Annotated in this window: 8 protein-coding genes and 1 tRNA gene; all 9 read right to left on the reverse strand. The window is 67.6% G+C overall.

The genetic code is table 11. From position 1 onward, the window contains the following. Positions 1–46 precede the first annotated feature (46 nt). Positions 47–1,234 (reverse strand): elongation factor Tu, encoded by a 1,188-nt coding sequence (gene tuf / locus G447_RS0100360; protein ID WP_005869069.1) that lies wholly within the window; start codon positions 1,232–1,234, stop codon positions 47–49. Between the two features lie 160 nt (positions 1,235–1,394). Further along, positions 1,395–3,518, reverse strand: a complete 2,124-nt coding sequence (gene fusA / locus G447_RS0100365) for an elongation factor G (RefSeq protein ID WP_005869075.1) — start codon at positions 3,516–3,518, stop codon at positions 1,395–1,397. Positions 3,519–3,604: 86 nt separating this feature from the next. Then, a complete protein-coding gene (rpsG, locus tag G447_RS0100370; protein WP_005869073.1) occupies positions 3,605–4,075 on the reverse strand; it encodes a 30S ribosomal protein S7 in 471 nt (156 codons plus the stop codon). Then, on the reverse strand, positions 4,075–4,449 hold the full coding sequence (gene rpsL / locus G447_RS0100375) for a 30S ribosomal protein S12 (RefSeq protein WP_026429617.1): 375 nt from the start codon (positions 4,447–4,449) through the stop codon (positions 4,075–4,077). The genes rpsG and rpsL overlap by 1 nt, the downstream gene beginning before the upstream one ends. 327 nt (positions 4,450–4,776) lie before the next feature. Further along, the gene (locus G447_RS0100380) at positions 4,777–7,731 is read right to left on the reverse strand and encodes a glycoside hydrolase family 3 N-terminal domain-containing protein (RefSeq protein ID WP_026429618.1); all 2,955 of its coding nucleotides are present in this window, start codon (positions 7,729–7,731) and stop codon (positions 4,777–4,779) included. A gap of 344 nt (positions 7,732–8,075) precedes the next feature. Further along, positions 8,076–11,978 carry a DNA-directed RNA polymerase subunit beta' gene (locus tag G447_RS0100385; protein WP_026429619.1) on the reverse strand — a complete coding sequence of 1,301 codons (3,903 nt, stop codon included), beginning with the start codon at positions 11,976–11,978 and terminating at the stop codon, positions 8,076–8,078. A 15-nt stretch (positions 11,979–11,993) separates the two neighbouring features. After that, entirely contained in the window at positions 11,994–15,470 is a 3,477-nt protein-coding gene (gene rpoB / locus G447_RS0100390) for a DNA-directed RNA polymerase subunit beta (protein ID WP_005868187.1), read from the reverse strand. Positions 15,471–15,650: 180 nt separating this feature from the next. Continuing rightward, a complete protein-coding gene (locus G447_RS0100395; protein WP_005868185.1) occupies positions 15,651–16,088 on the reverse strand; it encodes a hypothetical protein in 438 nt (145 codons plus the stop codon). A gap of 586 nt (positions 16,089–16,674) precedes the next feature. Next, positions 16,675–16,751: transfer RNA gene (locus tag G447_RS0100400), tRNA-Ile, on the reverse strand. Positions 16,752–16,921 lie beyond the last annotated feature (170 nt).

The following is a 16,921-nucleotide window of genomic DNA, read 5'->3' on the forward strand; positions in this document are numbered from 1 at the left end:
AAGCCGCTGGATCAGCGAACAGAATCCGAGTAGGCCCTCAGTGGGCTCACTTGAGGATCTCGGTGACCCGGCCGGAGCCGACCGTGCGGCCGCCCTCGCGGATCGCGAAGCCGAGGCCCGGCTCCATGGCGATGGGCTGGATCAGCTCGACGGAGATCTCGGTGGTGTCACCGGGCATGACCATGTCGGTGCCCTCGGGGAGGGTGATGACGCCGGTCACGTCCGTGGTGCGGAAGTAGAACTGCGGGCGGTAGTTCGAGAAGAACGGGTTGTGACGGCCGCCCTCCTCCTTCTTGAGGATGTAGACCTGGCCCTTGAACTCGGTGTGGGGCGTGATGGAGCCGGGAACGGCCACGACCTGGCCGCGCTCGACCTCGTCGCGCTTGGTGCCGCGCAGCAGCAGGCCGCAGTTCTCGCCGGCCCACGCCTCGTCCATCGACTTGTGGAACATCTCGATGCCGGTGACCGTGGTCTTCTGCGGCTCGCGGATGCCGAGGATCTCGACCTCGGAGTTGATGGGCAGCTTGCCGCGCTCCACACGACCGGTGACGACGGTGCCACGACCGGTGATCGTGAAGACGTCCTCGATCGGCATGAGGAAGGGCTTGTCCATGTCGCGCTCGGGCGTGGGGATGTAGGTGTCCACGGCCTCCATGAGCTCCTCGACCTTGGCGACCCACTCGGCGTCGCCCTCGAGGGCCTTCAGAGCGGACACCTGGATGATCGGGGCGTCGCGGTCGAAGTCCTGGGACTCCAGCAGGTCGCGGCACTCCTCCTCGACCAGCTCGAGCATCTCCTCGTCGTCGACCATGTCGGCCTTGTTCAGGGCGATGAGGATCGTGGGGACGCCGACCTGGCGGGCGAGCAGGACGTGCTCGCGGGTCTGGGCCATGGGGCCGTCGGTGGCGGCGACGACCAGGATCGCACCGTCCATCTGGGCGGCGCCCGTGATCATGTTCTTGACGTAGTCGGCGTGGCCGGGGGCATCGACGTGCGCGTAGTGGCGCGCCTCGGTCTGGTACTCAACGTGGGAGACGTTGATGGTGATGCCGCGGTCGCGCTCCTCGGGGGCGTTGTCGACCTGGTCGAAGGGGGTGAACTCGTTGAGTTCGGGGTACTTGTCGTGCAGCACCTTCGTGATGGCTGCCGTCAGCGTCGTCTTGCCGTGGTCGACGTGACCAATCGTGCCGATGTTGACGTGCGGCTTGGTGCGCTCAAACTTGGCCTTCGCCACTTGTGTCCTCCTGGACTCGGGTAGATGTTCTCAGCCTACGGCTAGGTGTCACTCTAACACCAAGGGGGCATGAGACCTACTGGGTTTTACTTGTGTGTGAGGCGGCTCGCTTGGGCTGGGTCACTGCGCGCTCCCAGCCCGAAGCGGCCCCCGGTGGGACTCAGTTGCCCCGAGATTTGCCGATGACCTCGTCCGCGACGGCGCGCGGGACCTCGGCGTAGCTGTCGAACTCCATGGAGTAGACGGCACGGCCCTGCGTCTTGGAGCGCAGGTCGCCGACGTAGCCGAACATCTCGGACAGCGGCACCTGGGCCTTGACGACGCGGACGCCGTGCTGCTCGTCCATCGACGAGATCGCGCCGCGGCGGGAGTTGAGGTCACCGATGACGTCGCCCATGTACTCCTCGGGAGTACGCACCTCGACGGCCATGATCGGCTCGAGGAGGACGGGGCTCGCCTTCTTGGCGGCCTCCTTCAGGGCCATGGAGCCGGCCACCTTGAACGCCATCTCGGAGGAGTCGACCTCGTGGTAGGCGCCGTCGAGCAGCGTGGCCTTGATGTCCACCATCGGGTAGCCCGCGAGCACGCCGGACTGCATGGCGTCGCGGATGCCGTGGTCGACCGAGGGGATGTACTCGCGCGGGACGCGGCCACCGGTGACCTTGTCCTCGAACTCGTACTCCTCCTCGGAGCCCGCCGGAAGCGGCTCGAGCGCGATGATGACGCGCGCGAACTGACCGGAGCCGCCGGTCTGCTTCTTGTGGGTGTACTCGTACTTGTCGACCTTCTTGCGGATGGTCTCGCGGTAGGCGACCATCGGGTTGCCGACGTTCGCCTCGACCTTGAACTCGCGGCGCATGCGGTCCACGATGATGTCGAGGTGCAGCTCGCCCATGCCGCCGATGATGGTCTGGCCGGTCTCCGGGTCCAGCTCGACGGTGAAGGTCGGGTCCTCCTCGGCGAGCTTCTGGATGGCCACGCCCATCTTCTCCTGGTCGGCCTTCGACTTGGGCTCGACGGCGACCTGGATGACGGGGGCCGGGAAGGTCATCGACTCCAGGACGATCGGCTTGTCCATGGCGCACAGCGTATCGCCGGTCGTCGTGTCCTTGAGGCCGATGACAGCGTAGATGTGCCCGGCGTGCGCCTGCTCGACGGGGTTCTCCTTGTTGGAGTGCATCTGGAAGATCTTCCCGATGCGCTCCTTCTTGCCCTTCGTCGAGTTCATCACCTGGGCGCCGGCGTCGACCTTGCCCGAGTAGACGCGCACGAAGGTGAGCTTGCCGTAGAAGGGGTGGGCCGCGATCTTGAAGGCCAGGGCGGCGAAGGGCTCGGACTCGGAGGGCTTGCGGGCCTCCGTCTCCTCCTCGGTGTCGCTTCCGGGCTTGAAGCCGCGGACCTCGCCGATGTCGAGCGGGGACGGCAGGAAGTCCACGACGGCGTCGAGGACGGGCTGGACGCCCATGTTGCGCAGCGCCGTGCCGCAGTAGACGGGGAAGGCCCGTCCGGCGACCGTCAGGGCCCGGATGCCCTCTTTGATCTGCTCGACGGTCAGCTCGCCGTTCTCCAGGTAGAGCTCGGTGAGCTCATCAGTGCCCTCGGCGGCGGCCTCGACGAGCGCCTCGCGGTACTCCTCGGCCTTCTCCTGGTACTCGGCGGGGATGGGGCCGCGCACGATGACGGAGCCGAGGGTGTCGTTGCCCTTGTCGTCCTTGGCCGGGTAGGTCAGCGCCTCCATGGTCAGCAGGTCGATGTTCCCGACGAAATCGGACTCGGCGCCCATGGGCAGCTGCATGACGATGGGGGTCGCGTGGAGGCGGTCCTTGATGGTGGAGACGGAGAAGTAGAAGTCGGCGCCCATCTTGTCCATCTTGTTGATGAAGCAGATGCGGGGGACCTCGTACTTGTCGGCCTGGCGCCACACGGTCTCGGACTGGGGCTCAACACCCTCCTTGCCGTCGAAGACCGCGACGGCGCCGTCGAGGACGCGCAGCGAGCGCTCCACCTCGACCGTGAAGTCGACGTGGCCGGGGGTGTCGATGATGTTGATCTGGTTGCCGTTCCAGAAGGAGGTGACAGCGGCGGAGGTGATGGTGATGCCGCGCTCCTTCTCCTGTTCCATCCAGTCGGTCGTCGAGGCGCCGTCGTGCGTCTCGCCGATCTTGTAGTTGATGCCCGTGTAGAACAGGATTCGTTCCGTCACGGTCGTCTTGCCGGCATCGATGTGAGCCATGATGCCAATGTTGCGGACCTTGTTGAGGTCCGTCAGCACCTCTAGTGCCACGAGTGCAGTTCCTTCGTTCGAAGTTATGGGTGACTATGGCGCTGGCGCCAGCGACGGGGCCGGTCAGCCCCGGCCCCGTCAGTGGTTCACCAGCGGTAGTGCGCGAAGGCGCGGTTGGACTCGGCCATCTTGTGCATGTCCTCGCGGCGCTTGACAGCGGCCCCCAGGCCGTTGGAGGCGTCGAGGATCTCGTTGGCGAGGCGCTCGGTCATGGTCTTCTCGCGGCGCTGCCGGGAGAAGTCGACCAACCAGCGCAGGGCGAGCGTCGTGGCGCGGGCGGGGCGGACCTCGACGGGGACCTGGTAGGTGGCGCCGCCGACCCTGCGGGAGCGGACCTCCAGGGCGGGGCGGATGTTGTCGAGGGCGCGCTTGAGCACGGAGACGGGCTCCTGCTCGGTGCGCTCGCGCACGGACTCGAGCGCGCCGTAGACGATGCGCTCGGCGACGGTCTTCTTCCCGTCGAGCAGGACGCGGTTCACCAGCTGGGTGACCACCTTGGACCCGTAAACCGGGTCATCGACCAGGGGGCGCTTGGGAGCGGGGCCTTTACGGGGCATTACTTCTTCTCCTTCTTCGCGCCGTAGCGGGAGCGGGCCTGCTGGCGGCCGCGCACGCCCTGCGTGTCCAGCGAACCGCGGACGATGCGGTAGCGCACGCCCGGGAGGTCCCTAACGCGGCCACCGCGCACGAGCACGATCGAGTGCTCCTGCAGGTTGTGGCCCTCACCGGGGATGTAGGCGGTGACCTCGATGCCCGACGAGAGGCGCACGCGGGCGACCTTTCGCAGGGCCGAGTTCGGCTTCTTGGGCGTGGTCGTGTACACGCGGGTGCACACGCCGCGGCGCTGGGGCGACCCCTTGAGCGCACGGGTCTTCACCTTCGCGCGCTTCGACACACGCCCCTTGCGGACGAGCTGCTGAATGGTAGGCACTGGGACTCCAGTTTCTTTCCGTCGGAGGCCCCTTGGCGGGGCACTGGTGGTGAGTCTGCCGTGACTGCGATTCCCCTTCGGGCGCGCGGAAGTCCGTCAGGGGCCGGTGCGCCATGATGACGGGGCCGTGGCCGGGTCAGAGGATGACGCCCGGAGCTCCGACGGACGGAGCCCGCTGCCAGCGCGGAGCTGGCACAGGGAACCCGCAGGCGCGGGAACCGCCCTCTAGAATACGGCGTCGGCCGCTTACCCGTCAAAGGTTCCCCGTGTGCTCTCGCCCTCAGCGCACGAGGCGGGGGCTGGGCCGCGCGGCCCGCTGCGGGGCGGCTACTCGGTGCCACCCCCTCGCGCCCCGTCCCCGTCGTCCGTGTCACCGGTGGGCGGCGTGGGCTCCGCTCCCCCGGCCGAGCGCGCCCGGTAGCGGCGGAGGGCCATCACCTCCAGGCCCAGCAGCGCCAGGATCAGCGCTCCGGCGACAACCCACGTGATGTACTCCCACGCGTTGCGCTCCACCTCGGGCTGCCCGTTCTCGTACATCCACGAGTTCGCCACCGTGTAGAGGATGTTGTGCGAGGCGCGGCGCATCTGGACCAGCCCAGCGTCGGACTGGGTGTTGACCTTCGCGATGGGCATGTCGAGCGTGGCGAGCATGAAGTCGCCGCCGTTGCGCACGATCTGGTCGGCGTTCTGATAGCCGTACCCGGCGAAGTAGTCGGTCAGGACCATGCCCCGGAATCCCCATTCCTGGCGGAGCACCGTGTTGAGCAGCTCCGGGTGGGCGCCGGCGTAGGTGGTGCCGATGTAGTTGAAGGCGCTCATCACGGCGCGGGCACCCCCCTGCTTGACTCCGATCTCGAAGGGCCGCAGGTACACCTCGCGCAGGGCCTGCTCGTTCGTCCACGTCGCCAGCATGTGCGTGCGGTTCGTCTCCTGGTCGTTGAGGGCGAAGTGCTTGATGAAGGCGTACACGCCCTTGGCCTGCGCGCCCTGGATCTCCTCGGCGACCTGCGCCCCGGCCAGCAGCGGGTCCTCCGAGAAGTACTCGAAGTTGCGGCCCGCGTACGCGTAGCGGTGGGTGTTCGTCGCGGGGGCGTACCAGCCGGAGACCTGCATGTCGTGCGCCATGGTGCCGATGGCGTCGCCGAAGGAGCGCGCGAGCTCCTTGTTGAAGGTCGCCGCGACCGACACGGCCGACGGAAGGCCGATGGATCCCACGCCCGTGAAATTGTTGTTCAACGAGGCGGGGCCGTCCACGTCGGAGACGCGCAGTTTGCCCACTGATGACACCGCCGGGGAGCCGTAGCCGCCCTTGGAGATCAGGGAGTTCATGTCATCGACCGAGAGCTGGTCGAGCAACTGGTCCCACTTCGGGTCGTCGTAGGCGAGTCCGTGCAGATCCCCCAGCACCAGGCCGTTGCGGGCGTCCGTCGTCGGGCGGCGCACCGACAGTCCGGCCTCGTCGGAGTCGGGGTCGTAGTTCGATGTGGCCAGGAACGCGGCCTTGTGCTCGGCGGACATCTCGAAGTCGGTGGGGGCGGCCGTCGCCTCGGCGAGGTTGGCGAAACGCCCGGCGCGCGACAAGTACGTGGCGCCGCCGGCCGCCTCGTCGAAGTGGTTCGTCGCGACGACGCGGTCACCGTCGTGGGTGTCCGCCGCAGAGTCGTAGACGGTGGTCTGCGCGACCGGGAAGGACTGCTCGGCCAGGACCTCGTGGGAGTTCGACCGGATCGAGATGCGGTAGTCGCCCGCCTCGAGGACGTAGGCCTTGGCGTCCCCGGCGTCGTAGGAGGCCAGGGAGTCCCGCGACCACGTCACCGGCACGGTCTGCGACTCGCCGGGCTGGAGTGCCCTCGTCTTCTCGTAGGCGATCAGGTTCGCCGCCGACTTCTCAATGCCGCCGTCGGTGTAGGGCGGGTTCGAGTAGACCTGGACGACGTCCTTGCCCGCCACCTGGCCGGTGTTCGTCACCGTCACCTCTGCGCTCAGCACTCCGTCGGCGCTCTCGCGCAGTTCTGACATCTCCTGGGCGAAACTCGTGTAGGACAGGCCGTGGCCGAAGGGGTAGACGACTTCGCTGGAGTACTCGATGACGCCCTCAGCCGCAGCGGTCTCGTACCAGCGGTAGCCCACGTAGACGGAGTCCGTGTAGTTGACGAACGACGGCTGGGTGAATGTGCCCTTGTTGAAAGGGTCCTCCTGGGCGAACTCCGTCATGTTCGTGTACTGGAAGTCGCCGAAGTTGTTGGCGGCGGGACCCGCCTTGAGGATCCGGGGGAAGGTGTCGGGGGTCTTGGCCGACGGGTTGACCTCGCCGTCCAGGATGCGGCCCAGGGCGTTGAAACCCACCTGCCCGCCCGGGATCGCCCAGACGATCGCGTCGATGTCCGGGTCGTCCTGCAGCTCGCCCAGCTGGAACACGTTCGCGGCGTTGACGACGACGATGGTCTTCTTGGAGTTCTGCTTGGCCAGCGCGATCATCTCCCGCTCGGGGCGGGTGAGCTCCAAGTAGCCCTGCCCATCCAGGAAGTCCGGGTACTCGGTGGAGTTGTCCGTGTACGAGAAGTAGGGGTTCTCGCGCATCTCCTTGTTGACATCGCGGGGCAGGTCGAAGCCCTCGCCGCCACTGCGGGCGATGGTCACGACCGAGGTGTCGGAGAAGGTTCTCACGCCGCGGAGCAGGTCGTCGGAGTACATGTCCTCGGTCGGCTCGGGCAGCGACCAGTCGGCCTTGAACATGCCGACCTCGGGGCGCTCGGCGCGGTAGCCGGTGTAGAGGGCCGACAGGTCGGTGTTCGTCGAGAAGCCCGCGTTCGCCAGGCCGTCGAGCAGGGAGGTCGTCGGGTTGTCGGCCGACAGGGAGCCCGAGCCCGTCCCGCCGTAGATGGGGTTCGTCGAGGCCCACCCCCACACGTTGACCGCGGACCCCTTCTGCAGGGGCAGCGCGCCGTCCGTGTTCTTCAGCAGGACCATCCCCTCGTCGGAGATGTCGTTGCCCAGTCCCTCCACCTGGGCCTTCGAGGCGTCGGTGAGAGCCCCTTTCCCGGAGGCGAGGTCGAGGACGGTGCGGAAACCGCCGTACATCATCGACACGACGGCGACGACGACGGCCGCGAAGGCGGCGACCCACACGGTCGATCGCGCGAGTTTGCGGGCGGGACGGTTCATTCTGATGACGGCGATGGAGACGACGGCGGCGAGCGCCAGCGCGACGCCGATGACGATCAAGGAGATCTTGATCGTCTCAACCATCTTCCACACGTCATCCCAGTTGATGGAAAGCATGTCAGGTGTTCCTCTTTCAGACTCCACGGCACTATGGCAGGAAATGGGAAGCGCCTCGTCATCGCGGCCCCGCCCGGGCGGTGTCACCTTCGACGTGGATGAACGACCGGGCGACCGGGTGCCGAAACCCTCCACCACCCATTGAACCGCCCCCGCGCCACGGATCCAACGGTCAGCCACAATCTGTAACCAGAGGCGCACAATCTGCCTCCGCGCGGCGCGAGACGGCGCCCTTCAACGGGGCGCGCGAGCGCATCCGTCCGGTGCGCTCACGCGGTCGACGGCCTGGGCCCGGCCCCCGTGCGGGGGCCGGGCCCAGGTTCCCGGATCAGCCGATCAGGCGCTCACTCGTGGAAGCTCATGCCGAAATCAATCGAGCCGAGCGTGTCGAGGAAGTCCTCGGACACCTGCCCGTCCTGGAAGTCCACCTCCGAGTAGTTGGAGTTGGCCAGGGCCTCCGGCGTGGGCTCGACGATGACGTCGTTGTAACGGGCCAGGCCCGTGCCCGCCGGGATGAGCTTTCCGAGGATCACGTTCTCCTTCAGGCCGACCAGTGCGTCCGACTTGCCGTTCATGGCGGCCTCGGTCAGGACCTTCGTCGTCTCCTGGAAGGACGCGGCGGACAGCCACGAGTCCGTGGCCAGCGACGCCTTCGTGATACCCATGAGCATCTGGCGGCCCGAGGCCGGCTGCCCGCCCTCGGCCGCGACGCGGCGGTTCTGCGTCAGGTACGCCATGCGGTCCACCAGCTCGCCGGGCATGAACGAGGTGTCCCCCGGCTCCAGGATGGTCACGCGGCGCAGCATCTGGCGGACGATGACCTCGATGTGCTTCGCGTGGATGCCCACGCCCTGGTCGCGGTACACCTTCTGGACCTCGTCCACCAGCATCTTCTGGGCCACGTTGCGGCCCATGATGCGCAGGATCTCCTTGGGGTCCAGCTGCCCCTCGGTCAGGGGCGTCCCCGCGTCGATGTGCTGGCCCTCGGCCACCAGCAGCTTCTGGCGGCGCGACACCTCGACGACCAAGTCCTCCTTGGCGTCATCGCGGGTGATGACCACGCGGCGCACCGAGGGATCCTCGTCGTCGATGTGGACGCGGCCGGCGGCCTCGTTCATCTTCGCTTCGACCTTCGGGCTGCGCGCCTCGAAGAGCTCCTGCACGCGGGGCAGGCCCTGCGTGATGTCCGCCGCCGAGGCGGCGCCACCGGTGTGGAAGGTGCGCATCGTCAGCTGCGTGCCGGGCTCGCCGATGGACTGGGCGGCGATAATGCCGACGGCCTCGCCGATGTCCACCTGCTTGCCGGTCGCCAGGGAGCGCCCGTAGCAGGCAGCGCAGGTGCCGACCTGCGACTCGCAGGTGAGCACGGAACGGCACGTGATCTCGCCGACGCCGGCGGCCACCAGCTCGGCGAGCTGGTCATCGCCCAGGTCGGTGCCAGCCTGCATGACGACCTCCCCGGCCTCGTTCACCGCGTCGCGGGCGAGGTTTCGGGCGTAGGCGGTCGTCTCGATGAGCTCCGAGGGCTCCCACTGGCCGGCGTCGTTCTTCTGGGCGATGCGGATCTTCAGGCCCGCGCGCGTGCCGCAGTCCGCCTCGCGAACGATGACGTCCTGGGAGACGTCGACGAGGCGCCGCGTCAGGTACCCGGACTCGGCGGTGCGCAGAGCCGTATCGACCAGGCCCTTACGGGCGCCGTGCGTGGCGATGAAGTACTCGAGGACGGTGAGGCCCTCACGGTAGTTCGCCTTGATGGGCTGCTCGATGAGCTTCTGCTTCGGGTCGGACACGAGGCCGCGCATGCCGGCGATCTGCTGCACCTGGGACCAGTTGCCGCGGGCCCCCGAGTTCACCATCCGGTACACGGTGTTGCGCTCGGAGAAGTTGTCGCGCATGTCCTGGGCGACCTCCTCGGTGCACTGCAGCCACAGCTTCACGAGCTCCTCGTAGCGGGTCTCCTCCAAGATGATGCCCGTCTCGAACTGCTCGACGATCTCCGCCGCCTTGGCCTCGTAACTCGCCAGGATCTCGCGCTTGCGCGGGGACGCCTGGATGTCGGAGAAGGCGATCGTGATGCCCGACCACGTCGACCAGTGGAACCCAGCGGACTTGAGGGCGTCCAGGCAGTCGGCGACCAGCACGTTCGGGTAGCGCTGGGTGAGCGTGTTGACGATGTCGCCCAGCTGCTTCTTGCCGACGACCTCGTTGACGAACGGGTAGTCGGTGGGCAGCTGCTCGTTGAAGATCGCCCGCCCCAGGGAGGTCTCGAGGATGATGCCGTCCCCGGGCTGCCATCCCTCGGGGGCTTCCCAGCCCTCGGGCGGCACGGTGCCGTCGGCGAAGCGGATGCGCGCGGTCGCGTTCAGGTCCAGGTTGCCGGCGTCGAAGGCCATCTGGGCCTCCGCCTGGCTGGAGAAGTACGGGACCACGGCCTTGCCGTCCTCGTCCGTGTCGACGGGCACCGACGGGTCGGGCGCCGAGGTCAGGTGGAACAGGCCGATGATCATGTCCTGCGACGGCATGGCCACGGGACGGCCGTCGGAGGGCTTGAGGATGTTGTTGGTCGACAGCATCAGGATGCGGGCCTCGGCTTGCGCCTCGGCTCCCAGCGGCAGGTGCACGGCCATCTGGTCGCCGTCGAAGTCGGCGTTGAAGGCGCCGCAGGCCAGGGGGTGCAGCTGGATGGCCTTGCCCTCGATCAGCTGGGGCTCGAACGCCTGGATGCCGAGGCGGTGCAGCGTGGGCGCGCGGTTGAGCAGCACCGGGTGCTCGCGGATGACATCGTCGAGGACGTCCCACACCTCGGGTCGCTGGCGCTCGACCTTGCGCTTGGCCGCCTTGACGTTCTGCGCGTAGTTCTTCTCGACCAGGCGCTTCATGACGAAGGGCTTGAAGAGCTCCAGGGCCATCTGCTTGGGCAGGCCGCACTGGTGCAGTTGCAGCTGCGGGCCCACGACGATGACGCTCCGGCCCGAGTAGTCGACGCGCTTGCCCAGCAGGTTCTGGCGGAAACGGCCCTGCTTGCCCTTGAGCATGTCCGAAATGGACTTCAGGGGGCGGTTGCCCGGGCCAGCGACGGGGCGCCCGCGGCGGCCGTTGTCGAAGAGGGCGTCAACGGACTCCTGGAGCATGCGCTTCTCGTTGTTGACGATGATCTCCGGGGCGCCCAGCTCCAGCAGGCGCTTGAGGCGCGTGTTGCGGTTGATGACGCGGCGGTACAGGTCGTTGAGATCCGAGGTCGCGAAGCGACCGCCGTCGAGCTGCACCATGGGGCGCAGGTCCGGGGGGATCACCGGGATCTTCGTGAGCACCATGGACGCCGGGGAGTTCCCGGTGACCACGAAGGCGTTGATGACCTTGAGGCGCTTGATGGCGCGGGCCTTGCGGGGGCCGGAGTCCGAGGCGATGGTCTGGCGCAGCGCCTCCACCTCGGCGGCCAGGTCGAAGGTCTCCAGTCGCTTCTGGATGGCCGAGGCGCCCATGTCGCCCTTGAAGTAGGTCCCGTAGCGGGCGACCATGGAGCGGTAGAGGCGCTCATTGCCCTCGAGATCGCCGACCTTGAGGTTCTTGAAGCGCTCCCACGTCTCCTCGAGGCCGTCGATGTCGGCGTCGAAGCGGCGGCGGACCTTCGCCATGTCGCGCTCGCCCTGCTTGCGGGCGCGGTCGCGCTCGGCAGCGGAGGCCCCCGAGGCCTCCATCTGGGCGATATCGGCCTCGAGCTTCTCGGCGAAGTCGTTGATGGCCGCGTCGCGGTTGTTCTCCATCTGCTTCTTCTGGACCTCCAGCTCCGAGCGCAGCTCGGCCAGGTCCTCGTGGCGGCCCTTCTCGTCGACCTCGGTGATCATGTAGGCCGCGAAGTAGATGACCTTCTCCAGGTCCTTCGGCGCCAGGTTGAGCACGTAGCCCAGGCGGGAGGGAACTCCCTTGAAGTACCAGATGTGGGTGACGGGGGCCGCCAGGTCGATGTGGCCCATCCGCTCGCGGCGAACCTTGGAGCGGGTGACCTCCACGCCGCACTTCTCGCAGATGATCCCCTTGTAGCGCACGCGCTTGTACTTCCCGCACGCGCACTCCCAGTCGCGCGTGGGCCCGAAGATCTGCTCACCGAACAGGCCGTCGCGCTCAGGCTTGAGCGTGCGGTAGTTGATGGTCTCCGGCTTCTTGACCTCACCGTGGCTCCACGTGGCGATGTCGTCGCCCGTTGCCAGGGTGATCTTCAGGCTGTCGAACGTTTTGGCGTCCAGCAAAGTTGTCTCTCCCTATCAGATCGCATCGATGGTCGCCGCGGCGTTGGGACGGGCATCAAGGGTGATGCCCAGGTCCTCGCGCGCATTGAAGTCCTCGTCCTGGTCGCGCAGGTCGATGACGTTGCCGGCCGCGTCGAGGGCTTCGACGTTCAAGCACAGCGAGCGCATCTCCTGGATGAGGACCCGGAAGGACTCGGGGATGCCGGGCTCGGGGATGTCCTCGCCCTTGACGATGGCCTCGTAGACCTTGACGCGGCCCGTGGTGTCGTCGGACTTGATGGTCAGCAGCTCCTGGAGGGCGTAGGCGGCGCCGTAGGCCTCCAGCGCCCACACCTCCATCTCGCCGAAGCGCTGTCCGCCGAACTGGGCCTTGCCGCCCAGCGGCTGCTGCGTGATCATCGAGTACGGACCCGTGGAGCGGGCGTGGATCTTGTCGTCGACCAGGTGGTGGAGCTTGAGCATGTACGTGTAGCCCACCGAGATCGGGTACGGGAAGGGCTCGCCGGAGCGCCCGTCGAAGAGGCGCGCCTTGCCGTCGGAGTTGGTGAGCACGTCGCCGTCGCGGTTGGGGTTGACGTTGCGCAGCAGGCCCGCCAGCTCGTCCGCCTCCAGGCCGTCGAAGACGGGGGTGGCGACGCGGGTGCCGGGGGCGGTGGCGATCCCGTCGGAGGGCAGTTGGCGGGTCCACTCCTCGCCGGCCTCAACGGCGCCCGAGGCGTCCCACCCCTGGTGGGCGAGCCAGCCCAGGTGGTACTCGAGCACCTGCCCGACGTTCATTCGGCCGGGCACGCCCAGCGGGTTGAGGATGATGTCGACGGGGGTGCCGTCGGCCAGGAAGGGCATGTCCTCGACGGGGAGGATCTTGGAGACGACGCCCTTGTTCCCGTGGCGGCCGGCCATCTTGTCGCCGATGGTGATCTTGCGCCGCTGGGCGACGTAGACGCGCACGGTCTGGCGGACACCGGGGTTGAGGTCGTCCTCGTCGTCGTTGAACTCGCGCACGCCGATGACGATGCCCTCCTCGCCGTGGGGCACGCGCAGGGAGGTGTCCCGCACCTCGCGGGCCTTCTCGCCGAAGATGGCGCGCAGCAGGCGCTCCTCGCTGGTCAGCTCGGTCTCGCCCTTGGGCGTGACCTTCCCGACCAGGACATCGCCGGCGGTGACCTCGGCGCCGATGCGGATAATGCCGCGCTCGTCCAGATCGGCCAGGGATTCCTCGGAGACGTTGGGGATGTCCCGGGTGATCTCCTCCTCGCCGAGCTTCGTCTCGCGGGCATCGACCTCGTACTCCTCGATGTGGATGGAGGTCAGGATGTCCTCTTCGACGACGCGGCGGGACAGGATGATGGCGTCCTCGTAGTTGAGGCCCTCCCACGACATGTAGGCGACCAGCAGGTTCTTGCCGAGCGCCACCTCGCCGTTGGAGGTCGCCGGGCCGTCGGCCAGGACGTCTCCGGCCTCGACGCGGTCGCCCTCATCGACGATGACGCGCTGGTTGGTGCAGTTGCCGGGGTTGGAGCGCTCGAACTTCTCGAGGCGGTAGCTGTCGCGTCCCCCGGCGTCCGTGGACACAACGATGAGGTCGGCGCTCACCTCGGTAACGACGCCCGAGTGGGCGGCGAGGACCATCTCGCCGGAGTCGTGGGCGGCGCGCTCCTCCATGCCGGTGCCGACCAGCGGCGCCTCGGTGGTGAGCAGCGGCACCGCCTGGCGCTGCATGTTCGCGCCCATGAGGGCGCGGTTCGCGTCGTCGTGCTCCAGGAAGGGGATGAAGGCGGCAGCCACGGAAACCATCTGGCGCGCGGAGACGTCCATGTAGTCGACGCGCTCGCGCGCGATCAGCGTGGGCTCCTCGCCCGCGACGCGGCACAGGACATCGCGCTCGGCGAAGGTCCCGTCCTCGGTGAGCGGCGAGGACGCCTGGGCGATGAAGTGGGCCTTCTCGTCGTCGGCGGTCATGTAGCGGATCTCATCGGTGACCTTGCCGTCGCGCACGATGCGGTAGGGCGTCTCGATGAAGCCGAAGGGGTTGATGCGGGCGAAGGTCGCCAGCGACCCGATGAGGCCGATGTTCGGGCCCTCAGGGGACTCGATGGGGCACATGCGCCCGTAGTGCGAGGGGTGGACGTCGCGCACCTCCATGGAGGCGCGGTCGCGCGACAGGCCCCCGGGGCCCAGGGCCGACAGGCGGCGCTTGTGGGTCAGGCCGGCCAGCGGGTTGTTCTGGTCCATGAACTGGGAGAGCTGGGAGGTCCCGAAGAACTCCTTGATGGCGGCCACGACGGGGCGGATGTTGATCAGCGACTGCGGCGTGATCGAATCGGTCTCCTGCGTGGTCATGCGCTCGCGAACGGTGCGCTCCATGCGCGCCAGACCGGTGCGGACCTGGCCCTGGATGAGCTCGCCGACGGCGCGGATGCGGCGGTTCGCGAAGTTGTCGATGTCGTCGGTCTCGACGCGCACCTGGACGGCTTCACCGCCGCGGGTCCCCGCGAAGGACGCCTCGCCCTGGTGGAGGGCGAGCAGGTACTTGACGGTGGCGACGATGTCCTCCAGGGACAGGGTCGACGCCTTGGGATCGGCTTCGATGGCCAGCTTCTTGTTGATCTTGTAGCGGCCGACCTTCGCCAGGTCGTAGCGGCGCGAGTCGAAGTAGAAGTTGTTGAGCAGGGTCTGGGCGGCATCGACGTTGGCGGGCTCGCCGGGGCGCAGCTTGCGGTAGATGTCGAGCAGCGCCTCCTCCTGGGTGTTGACGGTGTCCTTCTCCAGGGTCTCCAGCAGCACGGGGTAGTCGGCGAAGGAGTCGCGGATCTCGGACTCCGTCATGCCGATGGCCTTGAGGAAGTGGGTGACCGACTGCTTGCGCTTGCGGTCGATGCGCACGCCGACCGCGTCGCGCTTGTCGATCTCGAACTCCAGCCACGCGCCGCGGCTGGGGATGACCTTCGCGCCGAAGGTGTCCTTGTCGGTGGAGCGGTCCGAGAGCTTCTCGAAGTAGACGCCCGGGGAGCGCACCAGCTGCGAGACGACGACGCGCTCGGTACCGTTGATGATGAAGGTGCCGCGGGGCGTCATCAGGGGGAAGTCCCCCATGAAGACGGTCTGGGACTTGATCTCGCCGGTCTCGTAGTTCATGAACTCGGCGGTCACGTACATCGGGGCGGAGTACGTGTAGTCCTTGGTCTTGGCCTCCTCCATCGAGTACTTGGGGGACTCGAGGCGGTGGTCGCGGAATGACAGGCTCATGGTGCCTGCCACGTCCTCGATGGGCGAGATCTCGTGGAAGATCTCCTCAAGGCCCGAGACGTCGGGCACGTCGGTGCGGCCGTTCTCCTTCGCGGCCTCGACGCGGGCTTTCCACGCGTCGTTGCCCAGCAGCCAGTCGAAGCTCTCGACTTGCAGTCCCAGGAGGTTGGGGGCCTGGAGGGGTTCGCGGAGCTTGGCGAATGAGACGCGGGGCGTATGCTGTTTGGCGGTGCTGTTGGCAGCCAAAGGGGGTCCTTCCCTGCTTTTCCGTTGCGCGCATGCGCCTTCGGCCCATTACCTGACACCGCCGCCGCCCGCCAAGCGCCTGTTACGGCGGGTGGGTACGGGTCACCTCGGACACAATAAGGCGCAACCACTCATAATAGGCACAACCCGGGGGCCTCTCAACAAGGAGGGCCGCCTGTGTTAAAATTCACCCTCCGCGAGCGCGCTGCGCACACGCCACGCCCGGAATGCCTCGCGCAGCAGCCACGCGGACACCGCCGCGCACAGCTGGGCGACGACCACGGCCGCCAGCACCGCAGCGCCCCCGAGGACCGGGGATGTCCCAGCGCCGCCCCTCCCCGCGACGAGGCCGACCACGATGGCGACGGGCACGAACACCAGCACCGGCGAGACCACCACGAGCGCCTTGACCCGGGTCGGCCGTGCGAGCAGCGCCGACGGGATCGACACGAGGACCTGGACGAAGGTGAAGAAGCCGAAGGTGCCGTAGGCGTACACCGCGAACAGGTCCGCATCCGCCCAGTACAGCACGAGCCCGCCGACGCAGGCCGCGAGGAAGGCCACCAGGGCTCGGACCAGGAACACCAGGACCGGTCGGGGGGCTGCTTCATCGTCCATTGTCTGATGATACAGATGCGAGCGGGCGACGGCCAGGGGGCGGTGCGGAATAGGGATGACCGGCGCCCGCCCCTTCGCCCTGCCGCGCCCCGACGGCCGCGGGCAACCCGCGCTGTTCGTGGTCCAGTCGTCTGGTGGCCTTATAGTCTGGCGCCTCAGTGGTTCGGTGGTCCAAAAAGCGTCTGAGTCTCGGGCGAGAACGAGGGCTTGGCAGGCATTTGGTCCAAAAAGCGTCTGAGTGTCACCGAATCCACCCGAATCCGGCCAAAACCACCAAACCCAGACGCATTTCGGACCACCCACGCGCGGAGCCCGCCGAAAACAGCGAAACCCAGACGCATTTTGGACCACTCCCGCCCACCGCCACCCGGATTCCCGGCGAAGCCAGCAGAAACCGGAGCACCGAAAGCGCCGCAGGCAGGCAGGCGTCCGCATTGGGGCAGGTTACGGTGCATTGGGGTAGGTTACAGTGCATTGGGGCAGGTTAATAACCTGCCCCAATGGGGGCTAACCTGCCCCAGTAGGTGGCTTCCTGCCCCAATGCGCCCCGCCGGGCGACGCGGGGCGCGCAGTGGTACCACGGCCGTGGTGCCCCAAGCCGGGCTTGAACCGGCGACCGGCGGATTATGAGTCCGCTGCTCTAACCGACTGAGCTATTGGGGCACTGACAGTCTAGCGGCTCACCCGGCCCCGCTCATAGCGGTGGCTCACCGGCACGGCGGCGCGCGTCCGATGTTCATCGAGCGGAGCGCGCCGTCGCGGCACCGCTCCTGCGGGCACCGGCGCACAATGGTCGGACACGGCCCATGCGCACGACCCGGCCCCGGCCCCAG

Origin of the sequence: Schaalia georgiae DSM 6843, assembly GCF_000429245.1 — a bacterium.
Classification (GTDB): Bacteria; Actinomycetota; Actinomycetes; order Actinomycetales; family Actinomycetaceae; genus Pauljensenia; species Pauljensenia georgiae.

Coding starts and splice junctions, on each gene's coding strand:
- rpsG (WP_005869073.1), bottom strand. CDS start 4,075: ATGCCCCGTAAAGGCCCCGCTCCCAAGCGCCCCCTGGTCGATGACCCG.
- G447_RS0100395 (WP_005868185.1), bottom strand. CDS start 16,088: ATGGACGATGAAGCAGCCCCCCGACCGGTCCTGGTGTTCCTGGTCCGA.
- G447_RS0100380 (WP_026429618.1), bottom strand. CDS start 7,731: ATGCTTTCCATCAACTGGGATGACGTGTGGAAGATGGTTGAGACGATC.